Origin of the sequence: Photorhabdus bodei (assembly GCF_003287735.1) — a bacterium.
Classification (GTDB): domain Bacteria; phylum Pseudomonadota; class Gammaproteobacteria; order Enterobacterales; family Enterobacteriaceae; genus Photorhabdus; species Photorhabdus kayaii.
Window position 1 is genome coordinate 61,457 of record NZ_NSCM01000002.1, and the last position, 23,231, is coordinate 84,687.

Genomic DNA, 23,231 nt, shown 5'->3' on the forward strand with positions numbered 1-23,231 from the left:
AATATGATTTACCCGAGCGAAGAAGAACTTTATGCCCCAATTGTATGGCAGGACTGCTCTGAAGGGTTTGAAGATATTTTTTATCACAAATCCACGGATGGTATGGCTAAAATCACCATCAATCGCCCACAAGTACGTAACGCATTTCGGCCATTGACGGTTAAAGAGATGATGCAGGCATTGGATGATGCCCGTTATGATGACAATATCGGGGTGATTATCCTCACGGGAATGGGTGAAAAAGCTTTTTGTGCTGGTGGTGATCAAAAAGTCCGTGGTGATCATGGTGGTTATAAGGATGACAACGGCATGCATCATCTGAATGTCTTGGATTTCCAACGCCAAATTCGCACTTGTCCAAAACCCGTCGTTGCTATGGTTGCTGGATATGCGATTGGTGGTGGTCATGTACTGCATCTGGTGTGTGACCTGACCATTGCGGCTGATAATGCTATTTTCGGTCAGACCGGACCTAAAGTGGGTTCTTTTGACGGCGGTTGGGGGGCATCTTATATGGCTCGAATTGTTGGTCAGAAAAAAGCCCGCGAAATCTGGTTCTTGTGTCGTCAATATGATGCTAAACAAGCGTTGGAGATGGGGCTGGTTAATACAGTTGTGCCTTATGCGGATCTGGAGAAAGAGACCGTTCGCTGGTGTCGTGAAATGCTGAAAAATAGCCCAATGGCTCTGCGCTGCCTGAAAGCCGCTCTAAATGCGGATTGTGATGGTCAGTCTGGATTGCAAGAGCTGGCAGGTAACGCCACCATGCTTTTCTATATGACAGAAGAAGGTCAGGAGGGACGTAATGCATTCATTGAGAAACGCCACCCTGATTTCAGTAAATTTAAACGTAACCCATAATGCGTACTGCAACTTTATATCGGTTCAGATTGCCAATGGAGGCAGGCGTTATCCTGCGATATCAGCGGCTTAAAACTCGTGATGGTTTTTTGATTCACTTACAGGAAAATGGTCAACAGGGATGGGGTGAAATTGCACCACTGCCGGAATTCAGCAAAGAAACTGTTGAACAGGCAGGTGAAGCAGCGATGGCATGGCTTAGACAGTGGCATCTTGGCGCTGAACCTGATGAAAGTGAATTACCTTCTGTCGCATTTGGGATTAGCTGCGCATTAGCTGAATTGCAGGGTAAATTACCGCAAGATGCTGACTACCGGAAAGCGCCATTGTGTAATGGCGATCCTGATGAACTGATTGTTCGTCTCAGTAACATGAGTGGTCAAAAAGTTGCCAAAGTGAAAATTGGGCTGTATGAAGCTGTACGTGATGGCATAGTCGTTAACGTTTTGCTGGAAGCGGTACCGGATTTGTCTTTGCGGTTGGATGCTAACCGTAGTTGGAGCCGTGCTAAAGCGGACAGTTTCGCTAAGTATGTCAATCCTGATTACCGCAACCGAATTGCCTTTTTGGAAGAACCTTGTCAAACCCCGGAACAATCGCTCGCTTTTGCCCGTGATACAGGGATTGCCATTGCATGGGATGAAAGCGTCCGTGATGAAGGTTTTAACGTAGAGGCACAAGCAGGGGTGACGGCTATTGTGATCAAACCCACTCTGATAGGAAGCCTTGCCCGTTGCTGTCAGTTGATTTCAGCCGCGCACAATGCTGGATTGGAGGCGGTGATCAGCTCCAGTATTGAAACCAGCTTTGGTTTGACTCAGCTTGCCCGTATTGCTCATTGGCTGACGCCAGCGACTATTCCTGGGTTGGATACGCTGGAATTGATTCAGTCTCAGTTAGTACGCTGTTGGCCGGGTAGCACAATGCCAGTAACAAGATTGGACGAGTTAGCAATCGTATGGCGCAGTTAGATTCATTTACCCAGTGGCCGTGGTGCTACTGGGCAGCGTTTAGCCCTGAAAATATTGCTGTCAAGTTGCGTAATCGCTCCCTAACCTGGCATCAATTAATTATCTCTTTGGATACGATAGCGGCCAATTTTCGCCAACAGGGGATAGTTGAAGGCAGTGGTGTAATGCTGCGAGGGAAGAACAGTGAAGAGATGTTGTTTTGCTATCTTGCCGCGCTACAGTGTGGTGCGCGGGTATTGCCACTGAATCCTCAACTGCCTGAAATGCTCTTGGCTAAATTACTGCCACATTTGAATATCGATTTTGTGGCTGATTTTTGTGGTGACAACTTGCTTGTGATAAATGCCAAATCCCTCGATTGGCAAAGTGAACCACTAAATTCTGATGATAATTCAGTGGCATGGGATGCTATGCGCCCGGCCAGTATGATACTGACCTCCGGCTCTTCCGGATTGCCTAAAGCGGCTGTTCACTCAATTCATGCGCATCTTTCCAGTGCACGGGACGTCCTTTCTGTGATGAATTTTCAGCAGCAAGATAGCTGGTTGCTCTCATTGCCGTTGTTTCATGTCTCTGGTCAGGGGATTATCTGGCGTTGGTTAATGAAAGGGGCTTCTCTGGTATTGAAAAATATCAATCCACTGGAGCGTGCTTTAGCCGATTGTACTCACGCTTCATTGGTTCCGACCCAGCTCTGGCGGTTACTGGAGCAGTCGCAAAATCAGCCTCCGAATTTGAAAGAAGTACTGCTGGGTGGGGCGATGATCCCCGTTGAATTGACTCAACGAGCGGAGCGGCAAGGTATTCGTTGCTGGTGTAGTTATGGTTTGACCGAACTGGCTTCAACAGTGTGCGTTAAACGGGCCGATGAGTTGCCTGGCGTGGGAAATCCCTTACCGGGCAAGGAAGTTCGGTTGATCAAGGAGGAGATTCAAATTCGTTCTGACAGCCTTGCCTGTGGATATTGGCTGGATGGTAAATTACAACCGTTGGTTGATCGTGATGGCTGGTTTCATACCCGTGATCGGGGAGTGATACAACAGGGTGAATTACGAATACTTGGCCGGATGGATAATCAGTTTTTCAGCGGTGGAGAAGGCATTCAACCGGAAGAGATTGAACGAATGATTAATACCTATCCGCAGGTAGAACAAAGTTTTGCTGTTCCTGTGCCCGATCCTGAATTTGGTTATCGCCCTGTCGTTGTCATTGATAGTAATTCGCCTGAAATTATTGACTTATTACCTGAATGGTTAGTTGATAAACTGGCTGCTTTTCAGCGTCCGACAGCTTACTATCTCTTACCTCAGCAATTTAAAAACGACGGTATTAAAATTTCCCGTCAGCAGATCAAAAAATGGGTATTGGATTTATCCGATTGCTCTTGAGTTATTTTGATTTGCTATCAATATGTTGGATTTCGTTCTGCCCATTATCACTAATGGAGTCATGGGCAGAGATAATGAATGATACGGTGTTGTTAGCAATCAGTCTTTAATTTTTGTAGCGCTCTTTCAACACCAGCACCATATTCTGGGTGAACTTTTCTAAATAGCTCAACCTGACGGCGTTGAGTATCTTCATGTGCTTGTGACAGTTCACTGGCGATACGGTCAAACATACGCTGATGCTCTTTACGGTTTATTAGCATAAACAGTTTACGAGGCTGGCTGAAATAATCTTCATCTTGACGATGGTTCCAGTGGTCGGCATCTCCTTCTAAAGCTAATGATGGATGTTTGAATTCAGGCTGTTCCTGGAACAAGCCTGCATTGTTTGGTTCATAAGTCACTGTGTTTCCGCTGTTGCCATCGACACGCATTGCCCCATCACGGTGGTAATTATGGAACGGACAGCGAGGTGTATTGACCGGAATTTGATGGTGGTTAACGCCAAGACGGTAACGTTGAGCATCACCATAAGAGAACAGACGGCCTTGTAACATCTTATCAGGAGAGAAACTGATACCCGGCACGACATTAGCGGGGTTGAAAGCTGCCTGTTCAACGTCTGAGAAATAGTTATCAGGATTACGGTTTAGCTCGAAATAACCGACATCAATCATCGGATAGTCGCCGTGAGGCCATACTTTGGTCAAATCAAATGGGTTGTACGGTAACAGATTAGCTTCTTTCTCTGGCATAATTTGAACTTTTAATTTCCAGCGTGGATAATCTCCTTGCTCAATTGCTGCAAACAAATCACGTTGAGAACTTTCACGATCTTTACCTACCAGCGCTTCTGCCTCTTCGTCCATCAGGTTTTTAATGCCTTGCTGACAACGGAAATGGAATTTCACCCAGAAACGTTCATTATCTTCGTTGATAAAGCTGAAAGCATGGCTACCAAAACCGTGCATATGACGGAAAGATTTAGGTACGCCACGGTCACTGAAATCAATCGTTAATTGGTGCAGTGATTCAGGTTGATGAGAGAAAAAATCCCATTTATAGGCCGGATTACGTAAATTAGTGTGAGGATCGCGTTTAACAACATGGTTAAGATCTGGGAACTTCAGCGGATCACGAAGATAAAATATCGGGGTATTGTTGCCGACTAAATCCCAGTTCCCTTCTTCAGTATAGAACTTAAGCGCAAAACCACGAATGTCACGTTCAGCATCTGCTGCGCCGCGCTCACCGGCGACGGTTGAGAAACGGGCAAACATCTCGGTTTTTTTGCCTATTTCAGAAAAAATCTTAGCGCGGGTGTATTTAGTAATATCGTGAGTAACCACAAAGATGCCATGAGCTCCGGAACCTTTGGCATGCATACGGCGCTCTGGGATCACTTCACGATCAAAATGGGCAAGCTTTTCTAAGAACCAAACATCTTGTAACAACATAGGACCACGTTGACCCGCAGTCATGACATTATTGTTGTCAACGACAGGGGTACCAGCATTCGTTGTAAGTCCTCTCTTTTTCATCACACTTCTCCTGTTTTACATGAAAAAAAACAGCGGAATCGCTGATTAAGAAAAACATTCTGGTCAAATGGCGAAATGCAAATATTGTGTTTTTTTATAATTTATTTATTATTTTCTTGTTTATTGTTTAAAATAAAACTATTCACATAATTAATTATTAAGCAAATGAAATGAAAAATTCACACATATTTAGTAAGTATAGATGATTCATTTCTTTTTGTTGTCTATCGGTTTAGTTGTATTTACGTAAGATGTTTAACATTAAGTAAATAAAGAGGAAATATCATGAAGGTTTATCTTGCCGCGGTAGCAACCGGTTTGTTGTTGATTGCTGAATCAGCGAATGCAATTTCCGTGAATGTTCAGGCTGGCCGCCATTTCACCCATACTTCTGCGGCAATTGGTGATAACAGTGCTGGATTATCCTTTAATGGCAACTGGGCACGCAGTGATCATAATGGGCAGTTGGGAAGTTTGGGAACCGCATTTAGCCTGCCTGTTGGCCCATTGACGGCCAGCATTGGCGGTAAGGCTCTCTATTTATCCCCTAAAGATGGGAAAAATGGTGAGGCATTAGCAGCAGGTGTGGGTTTGAGCTGGACTGTTATGCCCTCTTTAGCTCTGTACGGTGAAGTTTACGGTGCGCCACCCAGATTAACTTCGGGTATTGATTCTTATGCTGAGGCCGCGGGTGGTTTACGTTTTACCGTATTTAAACCGTTGACGGTGGATGCCGGTTACCGGGTTATGAACATGAGAGGGAAAGAGGGAAATAGGGATAACAAACTGGCTGATGGATTTTATATCGGTGCTGGTTTGAATTTCTAATTTACTTTTGCATTTTGTCCGCACCATTGCTGATGCGGACAGTTTTGGCTTCTTAATTAACCCACTTCTGGCAGTAAACCACTGACAATACCTATCTGGATAGCAATTACCGTAATGCCGCAAAGAAATACCAGAATCAGAGTGGGTTTTCCGCCTTTTACCCGATAGGCTCGTTGCTCAATTTGACGACTACGCCATGCCAGCATGGAAGGTAGTAACAGTGCGAGAATGGACAGTGCGACTGCGGCGAAAGTTAATGCCATGACAAAGTTTGGATAGTACAGAGAGCAAAGCAATGGTGGAACAAAAGTAATGATACCGGTTTGCAGGCGACCGGTCGCGTTGTTACGGCGTTTGAACAGATCTGCCATATAATCAAACAAACCTAAGGAGACCCCAAGAAATGAGGTTGCCAGCGCCAAATCAGCAAATAGACGGACAGCAAGCTCTACACGAGGTGTCGCGACAACCTCTCTCACCGCTTTTAACAGCCCATTCAGCCCTGATTGCTCCGCTAAGATCCCGACAAAAGTATGGGAAGAGATGGCACCCAGAGTGGCTAATTGCCATAGGATATAGGCAGTTAATGGGATAGCACTGCCGATAACAAATATTTTGCGTAACTTACGGGTATCGCCCCCCATATAATTGACGATACTTGGCACACTGCCGTGAAAACCAAAAGAGGTGAATACCACGGGAATAGCCGATAATACCAAACCTTGTTCCAAAGGCATTGACATCAGGTTAGTGCTTTTGATGTGGGGCATCATGACGGTCAGCATAATAACCAGAAAGATAATTTTTGCCGTAAATAGCAGGCGGTTAATCATATCGACGGATTGAGTACCGATAGTGACAACACAACCCGCGACAAGGGTGAAAATTAGTACGCCAAATGAGACAGAAACAGGTTTATCCAGCCATGAAGAGAGGCTGCCTGACAGCAACTCACCGGCGCCACTGATATAAGCGGTTGTCAGAGCATACATGAGGAAGAGCATACTGAAACCGGTGAGCCATTGGCCTCCTCGCCCAAGATAACGTTTCGCCAGCGTTCCCAGGCCCGTATCGGCCGGGCTGTATTGATAAACTTCCACCAGCAATAAAGCGGTATAGCTCATCAAAACCCAAAGAGCGATTAACATCACGAAGGTTGTTCCAAAACCGACACCGGCTGCTGCCAGAGGCATAGCCAGCATTCCTGCGCCAATTGTCGTGCCCGCTACGATAAAAATACTGCCAAGAGTACGATTCTTCACGCTTTCCCCTAGTTTCTGAACTGATTGAAATCGTTATGGAAAGGCAGGCTAAAGGATTAATTTATTCATGTCAAATTATAGTTACACTTAGTGTAAATAAATAATTACAATTGTGTTTTTGCATGATCGAAATGATGTATTTCATTAAATATAAAAAGTTACTTATTCTATTAAGTATTTAAAAAACCAGACATTATTCACACTTAAATAAGAAAGTTTTTTATTTTCATCTAGATTGCCAATTAAAATAAGACGTTATTCATTATCTTAACAATTAACGTATGGTGAAATAAAAATTATCAATGGAAAGAATATCTGTTTGTTTTAGGACATTAGTTGTATCTGTTCTATTCGCTCTATCGGGGCAAGCTTATGCTTCAGCGTTTATTGGCCCGGCGGATCAAGAGGTTATCACTCAACAACAGAAAGCGTTATTGCAGCAGGCTCAACAGCAGCGGGAGGCGTTACGTAACAACATCACTTTGTCTCCAGCTTTAGAGCCCGAAACTGATGGTGCTAAATCTGTTTGTCATACCATCCGCTATATTCAATTTGAAGGTGTTGAGAGCCTTTCCCAATCAGTAAGGGAAAAACTAATACAACCTTATTTAACCCGTTGCTTAACCTTGCCAGATATTAATGAACTGGTGCGTAAAGTATCGAATGCCTATATCGAGCGAGGTTATGTCACTTCTCGGGCTGGGCTCAGAGCACAGGATTTATCCACCGGTACGCTCATTATTACCGTGAGTGAGGGCAAAGTTGAATCAATCACGCTTGATGGTGAGACATCCCTTTCATTGAAAATGGCCTTTCCGGGAATGGTTGGTAAGACATTGAATCTACGGGATATTGAACAGGGGATGGAACAACTGAACCGGCTTCCTTCCCAACAGATAACCATTGATATTCAGCCAGGAAAACAGCCCGGTCATTCTGCGGTTATCTTAAAACGAATATCGACTCGTTTGCCGGTTGGCGCTAGTTTGGGGATAGATAATAGTGGTCAAAAAAGTACTGGTGCCGGGCAAATCAACGCCAGTGTGAATGTAGATAACCTATTACATCTTGCAGACCAATGGTCATTATCTGTCAGTCGCAACAACGATTTTCGTAATAACCACCGTAGTCGAAGTCTCTCTTCCAATGTGACGATTCCTTATGGTGACTGGTTGTTCAATTATCAATATGCGTGGAACGATTCTTTTCAGGAGATTCCGATCGGCTCACAAACCTACCGTTATGAAGGTGACAATCAAACTCACCGGCTAGCAATAAACCGGACGTTATATCGTGACGGTGAGCAGAAACTGACTTTGAATGCAGGAATAACACATCGTCAGACGGCTAATTTGTTTGCAGGAAAGAAATTATCCATCAGCAGCCCGACATTAAGTGTTGCCAATCTTGGTATTAATTACAGTTCGGTACTGGCGGGTGGCTATATCACGTTCAACCCTGCATTGAGTTATGGCCTACCCGTGTTAGGCGCAACAAAAGATGATCCGCATTTCCCGGATGCTCCACGTAGCCAATTTCGCAAATTCAGCCTGAGTGCTAGCTATTTTGTCCCGATCTCCGACTCGCTTTATTACCTTTCATCTGCTTACGGTCAAACCACACCGCACAACCTTTATGCCAATGAGCGTCTCTCGTTAGGCGGGCAATATTCTGTTCGGGGATTTAAAGAACAATATCTGACCGGCAATCGCGGTGGGTATTGGCGTAATGAATTGAATTGGCGAATTTCGGAGCTGCCTGTGCTGGGTGAATTGGCCTTAACGGGGGCGCTGGATACGGGTTGGTTACAGGGAAAAACCAAGCAAATCGATGGCGGTAATGTTACCGGTACAGCGCTTGGCATATCACTGACGCACAGCAAGTTCAATCAAACGATGACATTGGGAACACCTCTGATTTATCCAGACCACCTGAAACCGGATAACTGGGTAGTTTACTGGTCTGTATCACTGATTTTTTAGCGATGTAATACGGATATTTATACCAATAACTTTGTACTCAAATTAAGAAAGGACAGAATAATGGAAAGACGTAACGGCCCTATGGCAAGGGGCGCCTGTTATCTTTTAATTTATCTTACTGCCATATATCCCCTTCATCCTGCTATTGCGGCCGGGATCACGCCAGATAATAACCGAACACAGGTACAAAACCAGGGTAATGTGCCGATCGTAAATATTGCTACGTCTAATGGTGCAGGAATATCTCACAACACCTATAAAGAGTTTAATATTGCCACTCAGGGTGCCGTATTAAATAACGCCACTCAGGTTGCTAAATCACAATTAGCCGGGCAACTTAACGCTAACCCTAACTTGAATGGTAAATCGGCTGAATTGATTATTAATGAAGTCACCGGTAGTGGTCGATCGGATCTTCAAGGAAAACTAGAGATAGTTGGTCATAAAGCCAATGTGATGATTGCCAACCCTAATGGCATTATTTGTGATGGTTGTGGTTTTATCAATACTGGCAGTGCAACATTGACCACGGGTAAACCTCAATTTGATAAACAAGGTGCGTTGGAAGCATTGGAGGTTAAAAAAGGCCAGATTACTATTGGTGGCAAAGGGTTGGATGGTAAGACAACGGATTATATCGATATTATCAGCCGAGTGACTGAATTAAATGGAAAAATTCAAGCTAATAATTTATCCCTGACGCAGGGAGCTAACCGGATTGATTTTAACGATGGCACAGTGAAAAAAATCACTGGAGAAGGTGTTAAACCTCAATTAGCCGTTGATACCAAAGCATTAGGCGGCATGTATGCCAATAAAATCCGTTTGGTTGCTACGTAAGATGGTGTCGGTGTTAATCTTAAGGATTTAATCAGCAATCAGCGTGATATTACCTTAAACGTTAATGGCAAAATTGAGCTGGGAAATGCCAAAGCCAAAACGGATTTTAACCTCAGTGCCAGAGAAACTCATATTGCCCCTAATGTCAAGGTACAGGCAGAACGGGATATTACTCTGGCAAGTACCAAATTGGATAATAAAGGCAGTGTAATTGCGGGCCGGGATATGCGGGTATTTGGTGATACCTTGCGTAATACCGGTGATAAAGCACTTTTGCAAGCCAATAATAATATGTGGTTACAGAAGGATGCTCAGGGGAATAAGAGCGATCTAATTGAAAACAAGTCTGCAACGATAAAGACTGTGAAAGGGGATTTGGTTGTTCGCACTGATAAACTGGATAATATAAGAGATCAAACCATAACTGAATGGAAAACCATTCCGGCTGACTCCGTAGGAATTAATAAATGGGCTGGTAGTTTTTATGGTATCAGGCAAGGTGTTGATTCCGTCATTACATTGGCTGTAAAATTGAAAGATTTTAATCGGGATAAATGGTTTGGTATTATCGATTTATTAAAGAATAACTTTATCAATATTAAACAGGATAGATTTTCAATAAAGGCGATAAGCCCAGCAGGGAATATTATTTCTGGTGGTAATGCTTATATTAATGCAACTAATTTGCGAAATGATGTTTCATCTATATATGCGAAAAAGGATCTTATTCTCACCGGGGAAAATATTGATATTATCAGTCGTCAATTAGGTAAGAAAAATATATTTTGGCATTATACTACATCAAACCCTATGGTTGGCAGTGAATTCAAAGATGATGATGCACCACCGGGTGATTGGGATTTATTTTATGTTTATGAAGATGCAGAATATACTAAGCAAGGAGAGTTATATACTTGGGGAGAAGAAAGTTATATATCGTCTTCAATTAGTGCGGAAAAAAATCTAGTAGCGGATTTTAAAAATAACTTAAATATCAGAACGTTGATTCCTGATGATGCAAAAAATCTGTCAGAAATAACAGTAACTGCCCGACCTGACACATTATCAGCAAAAAACATTTTGCTTCACGCAGGTAAAATCAATATCACTGATAAACTAAAGGCTATTGATGGGTTAAATATTATTTCCGAGAATGATATTAATCTTAATAATGCAGCATTGATTTCATCAAATAGCTTATCTATGACAGCAACTAATAATATTAATGCTTTGCAAGGTGAACTAAAAGCCAAAGATGTAACTATTATCAGCCGCAACGGGAATGTTCAGTTTCAGAGTAGTAGTAAGCCAGGATATTTTAATCCTGATAATACGCGTAAAATAAGCAGCTTGGAAGCTACGGGTGATTTACTCTTACATGCAGGTAAAAATATTCTTCTTCGCAATATTTTCTTAACGAAAAGTCATAATATTTCTTTAACTGCAAATCATGATATTACCATTGATAATAACAGTGAGTTATTGACACATAAACGAATGGGGGATGTGAACGCTGAAAATAAAGAACAAACGCTGTTTAATCAGATGTTATCTACAATAGGTAAACTTGATGCTAAAAGTTCTGTTGTGATTAATGCTGGCGGAAATTTATCTATTAAGGGAGTTAATGTTTCAGCGGTAAAAGATATCAACTTGACCGCTGCAAAAAACATTGATCTCGCTCCCCGTGAATTATCTCCTTCACTGAATAAACTATTTTCCACATCCCGTTCTGGTGAATTAAGTAGCCGATTAACCGCAGGAAATAATATCAATATTATCAGTGGTGCAGATATCAATGGCAAGGCGGCTCAAATTAACGCCAAAGGTAACACATTATTATCAGCAGGTCGGAATATTAACTTGTTAGCTCTGGGCTATTCCGCTATTGATAATAAGAACGATAACAATAAAGATGATCGCCATATCGTTGCTGTAGTTAATGGTGGAAAACAGCTTACCTTAGCTGCTAATGGAACGCTGATTACCCAAGGCGCTACATTAAGCTCAGGCGGAAATACAACGATTTCTTCCGGCGGCAATATGCGTTTTGAATCAGTGCAGAATCACGCTTATCGGGAAAAAGGCAGGGAATTCACCGAATCAGTCACACAGCAAGGTACTGTATTGACTAGTGGCGGTATATTAACTGTTATTTCAAATGGCAGTATTCTTTTCCAGGCCACTAAACTGACTGCCAAAGGTGCGATGGACGTCGCGGCGAAAGGCGGTTATCTGTACGCTCAGGCAATGGAAGAATCTAGCCACTATGAGAAAACAGAAACCAAACGTAAGTGGTATGGCAAAAAGAAAACCATTAAACGTACCCGTCATGATGTCACTAATAAAGTCACTGAATTTACTGCGGGTGGTGATATTAACCTGTTAAGCCGGGATGATAGCACTTACGAAGCCAGTAAAATTGCGACTAATAAAAACGCCAAACTGACCAGCACTCACGGTAAAGTTAATTTTAAAGCAGTAAAAAATACCGCTTTTGAACAGACTATTACCTATTCCAAAGGCTTTTATATTAAGCAAAGGGATAAAGGTTATACCGAAACCCAATGGGTATTACCACAGATTTTCACTGGTGGAAAACTGACAGTGGAAGCAGCCAACGGTGTTAGTGCTGATATTAAAGCTAAAAATGGTCAGTCATTGCAAAATGTATTAGCCGTATTGGGAAATACGCCAGAAACAGCTTGGTTGAAAGGGCTTCGAGAAAATAAAGATATCCAGTGGAATGTGGTCAAAGACGCTTATGACAGTTGGGATCACAAGAGCCAGCATTTGAATCCAGTGGTTTCTGCGGTAATTGCGATTGCAGCGGCGGCGGCAACCGCAGGCAGTTCTTTAGCGGCATCTGTTGCATCTTATGCGGGTAATAGCGTTGCGGGTGGGGCGTTAACTGCGGGAATGTCATCACTGGCGGCACAGGCGGCCGTTGCTATTGTGGATAATCAGGGGGACATATCCAAAGCGCTAAAAGTATTAGGTAGCAGTGATGCGGTTAAATCAACCATTACCTCAATGGCGATTGGTGGCGCATTGGCCGGATTTGATTCCTACATGGGATGGGATAAAGCGGCTGATGGTACTAAATTAGATCCCACAAAAGCGAAATTACCTCAAATCAACAATGGTGATTGGAACAAAGTCGTCCAACGGGTCGCTGGTCAATCCATTATTAGTTCCAGTCTGAATACTGCCATTAACGGCGGCAGCTTTAAAGATAATTTGACTACGGCTCTGTTGGCTAATATTGGCAGCCAGATTAATGCGGAAGGCGCCAGATTGATTGGTGACAACGGCGAGGTATTGGGAATACCGGGTAAAATGTTAAGCCACGCAGTTGTAGCAGGGGTCAGCGCTGAAATTGGCAGAGGAAATGTTAAAGGCGCAATGGCGGGAGCTTTGGCTGCGGAACTGGCAGGCGTCATGATGGGAGATAATCTCATTAAAGCCGAAGAGTGGCAGAGAACATCTGAACGGCAGGCGCAAATTGCCCGTGTTTTTGGCGGCTTTGCCGGCGCAGTGTTTACCGGTAAAGCTGATGGCGCTTACAGCGGAGCAAGCAGTGCAGAAAACACTTTCCGCTATAACTACTTGGCCCATCATCAACGGGAGTTAATGGAAAAAGAGCTTGCCGCCGAGTCCAGTTACCTTAAAAAAGCGCAGATTTTTGCTAAATGGGGTTTGATTAGTCACACTCAAGATGGCTATCTGGCTGCGGGATTTGTATCCGGTATTCCATCAGAACTCTATGATAGTGTGATGGCAATTGTCGGAGCGGTATCTAATCCTTCGGAAGTCATTGAATCGCTTAGAACACTGTTGATTCAGGAGGATATGCCTGGCTTTATCTGGCAGGCAACAAAGGATAGTTATCTCAAGCAGCTTGATATTGTCAAAGCTGAATATGAAAAAGCGGGTTCTGAGGGGGCCTATAATGCGGGTCTGGAAATAGGAAAACTGGTTACTGGAATTGCCAGTATGGTCGGTGGTGGCTTTGGTGCAGTCAAAGGGTCTACATCTGCCACATCTAAATTGTCGAAAGTCATCTCAAAAGATCCGCACCCAACAGTAGACATACGGCATGTATATCGGGTAGAAAAAGATGGTAGTAAAACTCAAATGGAGTGGGGAGGAGATATCTATAAGCAAGGGTATCCTTTTGAGGATTTTGTTGCTACGCAGATGCCTAAAGGTACTCGGTTGCCAAAGAATTTCAAGGTATATGATTTTTATGATGAAAAAACAGGTTTGGCTACTAGTGTAAAAACATTGGATACACGTACTGCTTCAAAAATTAAAAATCCAAAACAACTGTATATTTCCATGAAAGGAAATATTGATGATACCGTTGGTTTCACTAAAGAAACAAAAGCAGGTGTAACTGTCACTGCTGACATGATATCTAAGCGTGAAGTGAGAATTGCAATACCTAAAACTACCACTCCTGACCAATGGGAACAAATCAACCGAGCCATTACTTATGGTGCAGAGAAAAATGTAAGTGTCAAAATTACGGTGGTGAAATAATGAGTGAGACTTTTAAACGATGGCGGAATGCCAGATGTGTATTTAATGGTGATTTTTATTCAATAACAAGTTATTCGGGTTATCGTTCACTGAATTTAGACCTTTTAGGGGGTAACCATATGTTATCTCCTGATACTTCTGATGAAGAATTAGGTGCTGTGGTTTTTAATGCTCTTTCTAAAAGTCGATTTATTCCTTATGAGAGTCTTGGTGATTTTTTAGATAATGAAAAAAGAAAAGAACGATATGATCAGTGGGTTACAGAGATGATGGGATTTCATCGCTATCGCTCAAGACGTCAGTTATTTAAGAAGATGAACAGTTGTGATATTCGTTTGTTAGATGGTGTCATAACTATTATGCCCTATGGTCATGAGAAACTTGAGCTTTGGACAGGGAAAGGCATTGTAGAATCTGATAATGTCGTCATTCCGGCAGACAGTTCTCCTGAGGAAGTTGGTGCGGCATTACGATTGGCTTTTTCACGTTGTAGGAGTTATGTTTAACTATAAAGTAACTGTTTGTTTTTGCATTGATTATTCATGATCTTTGATTTAGAGAGTTAATTAAAGCGGACACGTAATAGCTATTATGTGTCCGCTAATTATCTCGAAAAGATTCAAATAGTTATTAAATGAGCCTGACCGTTAAAATTACAGTGGTGAAATAATGAATATAGATTTTGATCAAGGACTGAATGCGAGTGCCAAATTTAATGGTGATTTTTACTCTGTCAAAACTTATTCTGGCTATCGCCTGCTTAAAGCTGATCCTCAAAGTCACGAACATGTTCTATCTCCCGATGTAACTGATAGCCAATTGGGTAGTGCCGTTTTAGATTCACTTTCTAAAAGTCGGTTGGTCGATCCTGATGATGATTTTTTCGACAACGAAAGGGCAGCTGAACGATATAAAGAGTGGATTGAGCATTTAATGAAAGTTTACAATTACCGTTCAAAACGTCAACTATTTAAGAAGATGAACAGTTGTAATATTCAGTTGTTAGATGGTGTGATAACTATTAGACCTTCTGGTCATGAAAAACTTGAGCTTTGGACAGGGCAGGGTATTGTCGAATCTGATTATGTCATTATTCCAGCAGACAGTTCCCCGGAGGAAGTGGGTGCCGCATTACGACTGGCTTTTTCTCGTTGTAGAAGTTACGTTTGACGATAAGGTAACAGTTTGTTTTTACATTGATTATTCATGATCTTTGATTTAGAGAATTAATTAAAGTGGACACGTAATAGCTATTATGTGTCCGCTAATTATCTCGAAAAGATTCAAATAGTTATTAAATGAGCCTTACCGTTAAAATTACAGTGGTGAAATAATGAGCGCAGATTTTAAACAAGGGTTAAATGTAAGAGTTAAATTTAATGGTGATTTCTATTCAGTACAAACCTATTCAGGCAATGGATTATTGGGAGCAGATCCTTCAGGAAGTAACTATTTATTACAGCCAATTGTATCTGATCAAGAGTTGGGAAAGGCTGTGCTTGAGGCTTTATCAAAAAGTAGAGTAATCCCACTGGATAAGTATGGGGACTATTTTGATCATGATGCAAATGCTGAACAGTATAAAAATTGGATCACCGAGATGATGGGATCTTATGATTACCGTTCAAAACGGCAGTTATTTAAGAAAATGTTAAGCTGTGGTATCTGTATGCTTGATGGTCAAATAACGATCCGGCCATCCCGCCATGAGAAATTGGAGGGTTGGTCTGAAGATGGCATTTCTAAAGCTGATTATGTCATTATTCCAGCAGACAGTTCCCCGGAGGAAGTGGGTGCCGCATTACGGCTGGCTTTTTCGCGTTGTAGGAGTTATGTTTGATTAAAGAACCTAAGAGCCTATCTCAATAGGCGTAATTGTTGCAGACAGTTTGAACACGGACAGCGCGGAAAAACCGGAGCGTACACGTAGTACGTGAGGATTTTGAGCACTGCCCAGGTTCAAAATGGCAAATAAAATAGCTCTATTGGGATAGGCAGTAAGTTTTATTTCGTAACTGATCATAGCGATATCCATTATATAAAATCATCAGTAAACAGAATATATGGCATTGTTCTGTTAAGAATAAATCTTATGAATAGTAAAACTGTTTTAGTTGATAAAAATGGTAATAAAAAGAAGTTAATAAAGTCTTTTAAGTCATTTATTAACTTCCGATATTTTTAATGAGCTCATATATATTTGGTTTTTATTTTCCTCTAAAAACTAATTTATTCATTTTTATATTGTAAATAATTATTAATTCTATAGTCTTTTAATACTTGGTCTATTACCCAACTGGTTCGTGAGCCTGATTCTCCTGTTGATGGGCAAAATCCTTTTCCTTGTAATTCATTAATTATTGTATTAATCAATGGCATTTCTATATGCTTTGGATTATCAATATTAAATTGGTGTAATTTATTATTTTCGTCATAATATGAAATGGCTGAATTTCCAAATGTAGAGAAAGATATTTTTCCTTTAGTACCAATTATTTCAACATTATCTCCTCTAGAGTTCGACACAAAATTCCATATACCCACACCTTGAATATTATTTTCAAACATAAATGACATTGATACACAATCTTCAGCGGGATAAGCATTCCCTTGTGAATTTGCATGTCCTTTGACAGAAATAATCTTTCCCAAAAGAAAGTCTAATATATCAAGAGTATGACATACTAAATCAACAAATAACCCACCACCGGAAATTTCTGGATTAACAACCCAAGGTAAATGATGAGGATCTTGGTAACATTTCTCTATCTCTCTATAAAGTATACAGTTTACTATCCTTGGTGTTCCTATCGCGCCTGACTCAATTAATTCTTTGATCTTTAAAAATCTTGGCAATGCTCTTCTGTAATAAGCTACAAATAAGGGAACATTTTGGGATTTACAAGTCGCGATCATCTCATTACATTCTTCGAATGTTAATGCCATAGGTTTTTCTACATATATTGCTTTACCAGCTTTACCTGATTTAGCCGCTGATTTCTTTCCAACTCTTTGCTAATGGATTTTGATTGAATGCAATTAGCTCTCTTTCTATCCCACATGCTTGCAGCTATGATTGCAATAATATATATTGATTGCAATGCATGCTAAATGAGGAAATGAATCTATGCCATCCATTACTGTCAGAAATGTACCGGACGAAGTGCATCGTGCCTTGCGGGTACGCGCAGCCACACATGGCCGTAGTGCTGAGGCCGAAATCCGGTTTATTCTGGAAAACGCCGTACAACCGGAGGGGCGCATCAAGCTGGGTTCCTTGCTGGCAAAAATCGGCCGAGAGGCGGAGGGCGTCGATCTTGAGATCGAGCGTGATAAGACACCTGCCGAGCCGATGAGTTTTGAATGATACTGCTAGATACGAACGTGGTTTCCGAGCCACTGCGGCTCAGCGGCCACCCCGCTGTGGTTGCCTGGATAGATGAACAGAATGTCGAGACGCTTTACTTGGCAGCGATCAGCTTGGCTGAGCTTCGCTTTGGGGTTGCAGCGCTGTCCAATGGTAAGCGCAAAGATACCCTGCATAGAAACCTAGAACGGAGTGTTGTTCCTTTATTTACCGGTCGTATCTTGCCATTCGATGCGGCCGCTTCGGAAGCTTATGCCGAGATCATGGCGCGAGCGAAGAGCGAGGGGAAAGCCATTGGGAAGGCTGACGGGTATATTGCGGCTATTGCAGCGGCGAATGGGCTGATTGTTGCAACCCGCGACACATCACCTTTTGAAGCTGCCGGGCTTACTGTTATCAACCCTTGGAAGGGCTAATAACAACTATACCCGTCATCTTTCAAGTTGCCTCTTTGTTGGCTGCACTCGCTCACCCCGGTCACATAGTTCTCTATGCTCCCGGGGATTCACTCCCTTGCCGCCGCGATGCATCTTGAAATCAATAGGGTATATACCCGTCATCTTTCAAGTTGCCTCTTTGTTGGCTGCACTCGCTCACCCCGGTCACATCGTTATCTATGCTCCCGGGGATTCACTCCCTTGCCGTCGCGATGCATCTTGAAATCCATAGGGTATATGTTATTACTTATGGGCTTACGTTCTTGGTGCGTGTAATAATGAGCAAATAATCATTATTATCTGCATTATCTGCCCACCATGAAGACTAATTTTAATTGTTAAAGCTCAATCTCAATATCACTAAGCGGATGACAGCAGCAGGGTAAAATTTCGCCGTCATTAACAAAAGCCAGAGGTTTGCGTCGATAGCCGACTTTGCCTTTTATCAATTTGACACGACAGGAACCGCAATAACCTTCGCGGCATTGGTATTCAGCTTGAACTCTACCTTGTTCCAATGCCTCTAGCAGACTGTTATGCAGTTCGGGAGAGCTGTAGATATGATAACCCTGCATACCATGCAGGGTTACTTTATAGCTTGTCATCAGAGTTCAAAATCACTCAGGTCGTCAGGGTTAACTTCAGCATCAATCTGACCAACCAGATATGAACTGACTTCAACTTCCTGTGGTGCTACCTGAACGTTATCAGACACCAGCCAGGCGTTAATCCACGGAATCGGGTTAGAGCGCGTTTCAAATGGCAGTTTCAACCCGACAGCCTGCATGCGGATGTTAGTAATGTACTCAACATATTGACACAGAATATCTTTGTTCAAGCCAATCATGGAACCTTCGCTGAACAGGTAATCTGCCCACTCTTTTTCTTGTTCCGCCGCCTGAACGAACAGGTCATAGCACTGTTGTTCACACTCTTTGGCAATTTCTGCCATTTCCGGGTCGTCCTGACCGGAGCGCAACAGATTCAGCATATGTTGTGTGCCGGTCAGATGTAGTGCTTCGTCGCGAGCGATCAATTTGATGATTTTCGCGTTACCTTCCATCAATTCGCGTTCAGCAAAGGCAAATGAACAGGCAAAACTGACGTAAAAGCGGATCGCTTCCAGCGCGTTAACGCTCATCAGGCACAGATACAGTTGCTTTTTCAGTTCACGCAGACTTACCGTGATGGTTTTACCGGCAATCTGATGTGTTCCTTCACCAAATAGTTGGTAGTGATTAGTCATCTCAATCAGATCATCGTAATAAGCGGAAATATCTTTCGCCCGTTTCAGAATCTCTTCGTTGGTGACAATATCATCAAACACAACCGCCGGATCGTTAACGATATTCCTGATGATGTGAGTGTAAGAACGTGAATGAATCGTTTCAGAAAAAGACCAAGTTTCAACCCAGGTTTCCAGCTCAGGGATGGAGATCAAGGGCAGAAAAGCCACGTTCGGGCTGCGGCCCTGAATAGAGTCCAGCAGCGTTTGATATTTTAAGTTACTGATAAAAATATGCTTTTCATGGTCCGGTAGCGCATTGTAATCAATGCGATCGCGAGACACATCGACTTCTTCCGGGCGCCAGAAGAAAGAGAGCTGTTTTTCGATCAATTTCTCGAAAATCGGATACTTTTGTTGGTCATAACGGGCTACGTTTACTGGCTGACCAAAAAACATTGGTTCCTGTAACTGATCGTTTTTGACTTGTGAAAAAGTGGTATAGGCCATAACTTCCTCAAATTAAATCTTACACGCGCCGCCTTCACAATCGGAATCAGCAGATTCCACGACTTCTTCCAGGTCATCCTGAATGTCTTCCGCGCCATCACGGGTATTGTGGTAATACAATGTTTTCACACCATATTTGTAAGCGAGCAGCAAATCTTTCAGCAGTTGATTCATCGGCACTTTTCCACTCGGGAAATGTGTTGGATCGTAGTTGGTATTGGCAGAGATCGACTGATCGATAAATTTCTGCATGATACCAACCAACTGCAAGTAGCCATCATTGCCCGGCATTTGCCACAAGAGTTCGTAAGCGCTTTTCAGACGCTCATATTCCGGCACAACCTGGCGCAAAATGCCATCTTTTGATGCTTTGATGCTGATATAACCACGAGGCGGTTCAATGCCGTTGGTGGCGTTAGAGATCTGGGAAGAGGTCTCTGACGGCATCAAAGAAGATAATGTGGAATTGCGCAGACCATATTGTTTGATATCGTTGCGCAATGCTTCCCAGTCATAGTGCAGCGGTTCATTGGTCAATGTATCCAGCGCTTTTTTATAGGTATCGATAGGTAGGATACCTTTAGAATAGGTGGTTTCTTTAAACCACGGGCAAGCGCCTTGTTCTTTCGCCAGTTCATTAGAGGCTTTCAACAGGTAATACTGGATAGCTTCAAATGTTTTGTGAGTCAGGTTGTTAGCGCTGCCATCTGAGTAACGTACACCGTGTTTCGCCAGATAGTAAGCATAGTTGATGACACCAATGCCTAATGTACGGCGACCCATTGCCCCTTGTTTGGCGGCAAGGATAGGGTAGTCCTGATAATCAAGCAGGGCATCAAGGGCACGGACCGCCAGAGTAGCCAGTTCTTCCAGCTCATCAAGATTTTCAATTACCCCCAGGTTGAATGCGGACAAGGTACACAGTGCGATTTCACCATTTTTATCATTGATATCATTCAATGGCTTGGTTGGCAGTGCAATTTCCAGACACAGGTTTGATTGGCGCACCGGGGCGACTAAAGGATCAAATGGGCTGTGGGTGTTGCAGTGATCTACGTTCTGAATATAGATACGGCCGGTAGAAGCACGCTCTTGCATCATCAGGGAGAAGAGATCAACCGCTTTCAGACGTTGCTGGCGGATATTGCTGTCCTGCTCATATTTGGTGTACAAGCGCTCAAATTCATCCTGATCGGCAAAGAATGCATTATATAGCCCTGGAACATCGGATGGACTGAACAGGGTAATCTCTTCACCTTTGATCAGGCGCTCGTACATCAGTTTGTTAAGTTGTACGCCATAGTCCATGTGACGAACACGGTTTCCTTCAACGCCACGGTTGTTTTTCAGTACCAGCAGGCTTTCAACTTCCAGATGCCATAATGGATAGAACAGTGTCGCAGCGCCGCCACGAACGCCCCCCTGAGAGCAGGATTTGACCGCGGTCTGGAAATGTTTATAAAAAGGAATACAGCCGGTATGGAAGGCTTCACCATTACGGATTGGGCTGCCCAGTGCACGAATACGGCCTGCATTGATACCAATACCAGCACGTTGAGAAACATATTTTACAATCGCGCTGGAAGTCGCATTAATGGAATCCAGGCTATCATCACATTCAATCAACACACAGGAGCTGAATTGACGCGTCGGGGTGCGTACACCTGCCATGATCGGGGTAGGCAGAGAAATCTTAAATGTGGAAGTTGCGTCGTAAAAACGGCGAATATAGTCCAGACGTGTCTCTTTCGGATAACCGGAGAACAGGCAAGCCGCGACCAGAATATAGAGGAATTGGGCACTTTCATAAATTTCACCGGTAACGCGATTCTGAACCAGGTATTTACCTTCAAGCTGTTTGACCGCCGCGTAAGAAAAGTTCATATCACGCCAATGGTCAATAAACTCGTTCATTTGCTCGAATTCTTCTTTCGAGTAGTCTGTAAGCAAGTGCTTGCCATATTTGCCCATTTTCACCATACGGGATACATGGTCATAGAGTGCGGGTGGCTCGAATTGACCGTAAGCTTTTTTACGCAGGTTGAAAATTGCCAAGCGGGCGGCCAGATACTGATAGTCAGGTGCATCACCGGAGATAAGATCAGCGGAAGCTTTGATCATCGTCTCATGAATATCTGAGGTTTTGATGCCATCGTAAAATTGGATTTGAGAACGCAGTTCTACTTGTGATACCGAGACATTTTTCAGTCCATCGGCTGCCCAGTTAACAACCCGGTGGATTTTATCAAGGTCAATTCGTTCTTTGTGGCCATCACGCTTTGTTACTAGCAGACTATGGTTCATGGACAGGCATACCTTACATTTACTTTCAGATTCGCTCCCACCTGCTTTGTGTCTTTGACTTAGACCAAAACATAACCCTCTCAGTGGCGAAGAAACCCACGAGAGAGTAGTGGTAATGGAATGTTAAGGAACACAATATGTAGGGGGTACACTAAATAATGACAACAAGATAATGTTAAAAGCAGCTTTTATCAAGTGCACAAAAATGCGGATTCTTGTGGATAACTTGAGGACTAAAATTTATTAAAAAGCCGGAAGCCTGCATCATTACTAGCGGTTGCTCTGACAGAAACATCGGCAAAAATGGGTAAAAAAATTCCTGAAAATGTGATTTATTTGCCGCTTTATTAATCTGTCAGATAAACATGTCAGACATACTGGGTGTGTAACATATAATTGACGTCTACATTGTGACCAAGGCTAAATTTATCCGTTAGCGGGTTGTAATGCAGGCCGATAATATGCTTTTCCCGCAGGGATGTTCTGTCAATCCAGCCTATCAACTCTGATGGCCGGATAAATTTTTTCGCATCATGGGTTCCCTTCGGTACCATTTTTAGAATGTATTCCGCGCCGATTACCGCCATAAGCCAGGCTTTTTTGTTGCGGTTAATGGTAGAGAAAAAGACGTGTCCGCCGGGTTTCACTAACTGAGCACAAGCCTGAACGACCGATTGTGGATCTGGGACATGCTCCAGCATTTCCATACAGGTGACGATATCATAAGCTTGTGGATATTTTTCGGCGTGGCTTTCTACTGTTTCCTGTACATAGGTCACGGGGATACCTGTTTCAAGGGCGTGCAGTCTGGCAACCTGAAGTGGTTCCGTACCCATATCCAGTCCGGTCACATTAGCCCCTTCACGGGCCATACTTTCTGACAAAATACCGCCACCACAGCCCACATCTAACACTTTTTTACCGAAAATGCCGCCAGAACGCTGCAAAATATAATTCAGGCGTAGTGGGTTAATCCGGTGCAGTGGCTGAAATTCACCTTCCAAATCCCACCAGCGAGAAGCAATCGCTTCAAATTTTTCTATTTCCTGTTGATCAACATTGTTTGGGGTGGAAGGGGTTTTGATGTTCATCAGCGGTTGTTGCTCCTTAAACTTTCTTTAAACAGGCGGATTCACTCAGTTCTGAGATAGTATACACGGCTTAATTTTT

21 protein-coding genes and 1 pseudogene are annotated in these 23,231 nt (G+C 42.9%); 14 read left to right on the top strand and 8 right to left on the bottom strand.

The features are described from left to right. The first annotated feature begins 3 nt into the window (after positions 1-3). The 3 genes from menB to menE are packed head-to-tail and all read left to right on the top strand — an operon-like array spanning position 4 to position 3,220. Positions 4-861 (top strand): 1,4-dihydroxy-2-naphthoyl-CoA synthase, encoded by an 858-nt coding sequence (gene menB, locus CKY02_RS02145; protein ID WP_112877582.1) that lies wholly within the window; start codon positions 4-6, stop codon positions 859-861. Beyond that, the gene (gene menC, locus CKY02_RS02150; RefSeq protein ID WP_112894055.1) at positions 861-1,832 is read left to right on the top strand and encodes an o-succinylbenzoate synthase; all 972 of its coding nucleotides are present in this window, start codon (positions 861-863) and stop codon (positions 1,830-1,832) included. The genes menB and menC overlap by 1 nt, the downstream gene beginning before the upstream one ends. Further along, complete coding sequence (menE, locus tag CKY02_RS02155; RefSeq protein WP_112894056.1) at positions 1,820-3,220, top strand: o-succinylbenzoate--CoA ligase; 1,401 nt, start codon at positions 1,820-1,822, stop codon at positions 3,218-3,220. The genes menC and menE overlap by 13 nt, the downstream gene beginning before the upstream one ends. A gap of 92 nt (positions 3,221-3,312) precedes the next feature. On the opposite strand, the gene CKY02_RS02160 is transcribed toward menE, so the two are convergent. Beyond that, positions 3,313-4,761 carry a catalase gene (locus tag CKY02_RS02160; protein WP_112894057.1) on the bottom strand — a complete coding sequence of 483 codons (1,449 nt, stop codon included), beginning with the start codon at positions 4,759-4,761 and terminating at the stop codon, positions 3,313-3,315. Between the two features lie 285 nt (positions 4,762-5,046). Here CKY02_RS02160 and CKY02_RS02165 point away from each other — a divergent pair, with 285 nt between their 5' ends. Continuing rightward, complete coding sequence (locus CKY02_RS02165) at positions 5,047-5,589, top strand: YfaZ family outer membrane protein (RefSeq protein WP_112894058.1); 543 nt, start codon at positions 5,047-5,049, stop codon at positions 5,587-5,589. A gap of 56 nt (positions 5,590-5,645) precedes the next feature. Here the strand turns inward: CKY02_RS02165 and tyrP are convergent, their stop codons facing one another. Then, entirely contained in the window at positions 5,646-6,851 is a 1,206-nt protein-coding gene (gene tyrP, locus CKY02_RS02170; protein WP_112894059.1) for a tyrosine transporter TyrP, read from the bottom strand. A gap of 302 nt (positions 6,852-7,153) precedes the next feature. On the opposite strand from tyrP, the gene CKY02_RS02175 reads away from it, so the two are divergent. From CKY02_RS02175 to CKY02_RS02195, 6 genes are all read left to right on the top strand, one after another. After that, positions 7,154-8,833: a ShlB/FhaC/HecB family hemolysin secretion/activation protein gene (locus CKY02_RS02175; protein WP_112894060.1), complete on the top strand. Its 1,680-nt coding sequence runs from the start codon at positions 7,154-7,156 to the stop codon at positions 8,831-8,833. 60 nt (positions 8,834-8,893) lie between these two features. Continuing rightward, positions 8,894-9,673 carry a filamentous hemagglutinin N-terminal domain-containing protein gene (locus CKY02_RS25430; RefSeq protein WP_240001975.1) on the top strand — a complete coding sequence of 260 codons (780 nt, stop codon included), beginning with the start codon at positions 8,894-8,896 and terminating at the stop codon, positions 9,671-9,673. A gap of 189 nt (positions 9,674-9,862) precedes the next feature. Beyond that, a complete protein-coding gene (locus CKY02_RS02180) occupies positions 9,863-14,218 on the top strand; it encodes a DUF637 domain-containing protein (RefSeq protein ID WP_240001976.1) in 4,356 nt (1,451 codons plus the stop codon). Next, positions 14,218-14,724 (top strand): contact-dependent growth inhibition system immunity protein, encoded by a 507-nt coding sequence (locus tag CKY02_RS02185; RefSeq protein WP_112894061.1) that lies wholly within the window; start codon positions 14,218-14,220, stop codon positions 14,722-14,724. The genes CKY02_RS02180 and CKY02_RS02185 overlap by 1 nt, the downstream gene beginning before the upstream one ends. Positions 14,725-14,887: 163 nt before the next feature. Continuing rightward, on the top strand, positions 14,888-15,388 hold the full coding sequence (locus CKY02_RS02190; protein WP_112894062.1) for a contact-dependent growth inhibition system immunity protein: 501 nt from the start codon (positions 14,888-14,890) through the stop codon (positions 15,386-15,388). A 163-nt stretch (positions 15,389-15,551) separates the two neighbouring features. Then, positions 15,552-16,058: a contact-dependent growth inhibition system immunity protein gene (locus CKY02_RS02195; protein ID WP_112894063.1), complete on the top strand. Its 507-nt coding sequence runs from the start codon at positions 15,552-15,554 to the stop codon at positions 16,056-16,058. A 389-nt stretch (positions 16,059-16,447) separates the two neighbouring features. On the opposite strand, the gene CKY02_RS02200 is transcribed toward CKY02_RS02195, so the two are convergent. After that, complete coding sequence (locus CKY02_RS02200; RefSeq protein ID WP_275658198.1) at positions 16,448-17,074, bottom strand: Gfo/Idh/MocA family protein; 627 nt, start codon at positions 17,072-17,074, stop codon at positions 16,448-16,450. Between the two features lie 24 nt (positions 17,075-17,098). After that, a pseudogene (locus CKY02_RS26135) lies at positions 17,099-17,209 on the bottom strand (Gfo/Idh/MocA family oxidoreductase); the annotation flags it as partial. Positions 17,210-17,345: 136 nt separating this feature from the next. Between CKY02_RS26135 and CKY02_RS02205 the strand changes: the two are divergent. Genes CKY02_RS02205 through CKY02_RS26145 form a run of 4 tightly spaced genes read left to right on the top strand, consistent with a single transcriptional unit; the run spans position 17,346 to position 18,245 of the window. Then, a complete protein-coding gene (locus CKY02_RS02205) occupies positions 17,346-17,585 on the top strand; it encodes a FitA-like ribbon-helix-helix domain-containing protein (RefSeq protein ID WP_011147275.1) in 240 nt (79 codons plus the stop codon). Beyond that, positions 17,582-18,001, top strand: coding sequence for a type II toxin-antitoxin system VapC family toxin (locus CKY02_RS02210; RefSeq protein ID WP_112894064.1), 420 nt, complete (start codon positions 17,582-17,584; stop codon positions 17,999-18,001). Before CKY02_RS02205 ends, CKY02_RS02210 begins: the two co-directional genes overlap by 4 nt. Next, positions 17,989-18,120, top strand: coding sequence for a hypothetical protein (locus CKY02_RS26140; protein WP_275658194.1), 132 nt, complete (start codon positions 17,989-17,991; stop codon positions 18,118-18,120). Before CKY02_RS02210 ends, CKY02_RS26140 begins: the two co-directional genes overlap by 13 nt. Beyond that, the gene (locus CKY02_RS26145; RefSeq protein ID WP_275658195.1) at positions 18,117-18,245 is read left to right on the top strand and encodes a hypothetical protein; all 129 of its coding nucleotides are present in this window, start codon (positions 18,117-18,119) and stop codon (positions 18,243-18,245) included. The genes CKY02_RS26140 and CKY02_RS26145 overlap by 4 nt, the downstream gene beginning before the upstream one ends. Positions 18,246-18,360: 115 nt before the next feature. Here CKY02_RS26145 and yfaE read toward each other — a convergent pair whose 3' ends face one another. From yfaE to ubiG, 4 genes are all read right to left on the bottom strand, one after another. Beyond that, positions 18,361-18,627 carry a class I ribonucleotide reductase maintenance protein YfaE gene (gene yfaE / locus CKY02_RS02215; RefSeq protein ID WP_112894065.1) on the bottom strand — a complete coding sequence of 89 codons (267 nt, stop codon included), beginning with the start codon at positions 18,625-18,627 and terminating at the stop codon, positions 18,361-18,363. Next, positions 18,627-19,757, bottom strand: a complete 1,131-nt coding sequence (gene nrdB, locus CKY02_RS02220; RefSeq protein ID WP_036781046.1) for a class Ia ribonucleoside-diphosphate reductase subunit beta — start codon at positions 19,755-19,757, stop codon at positions 18,627-18,629. Before nrdB ends, yfaE begins: the two co-directional genes overlap by 1 nt. 12 nt (positions 19,758-19,769) lie before the next feature. Next, a complete protein-coding gene (nrdA, locus tag CKY02_RS02225) occupies positions 19,770-22,061 on the bottom strand; it encodes a class 1a ribonucleoside-diphosphate reductase subunit alpha (RefSeq protein WP_112877551.1) in 2,292 nt (763 codons plus the stop codon). A 368-nt stretch (positions 22,062-22,429) separates the two neighbouring features. Further along, positions 22,430-23,152, bottom strand: coding sequence for a bifunctional 2-polyprenyl-6-hydroxyphenol methylase/3-demethylubiquinol 3-O-methyltransferase UbiG (gene ubiG, locus CKY02_RS02230; RefSeq protein ID WP_112894066.1), 723 nt, complete (start codon positions 23,150-23,152; stop codon positions 22,430-22,432). Positions 23,153-23,231: the final 79 nt, after the last annotated feature.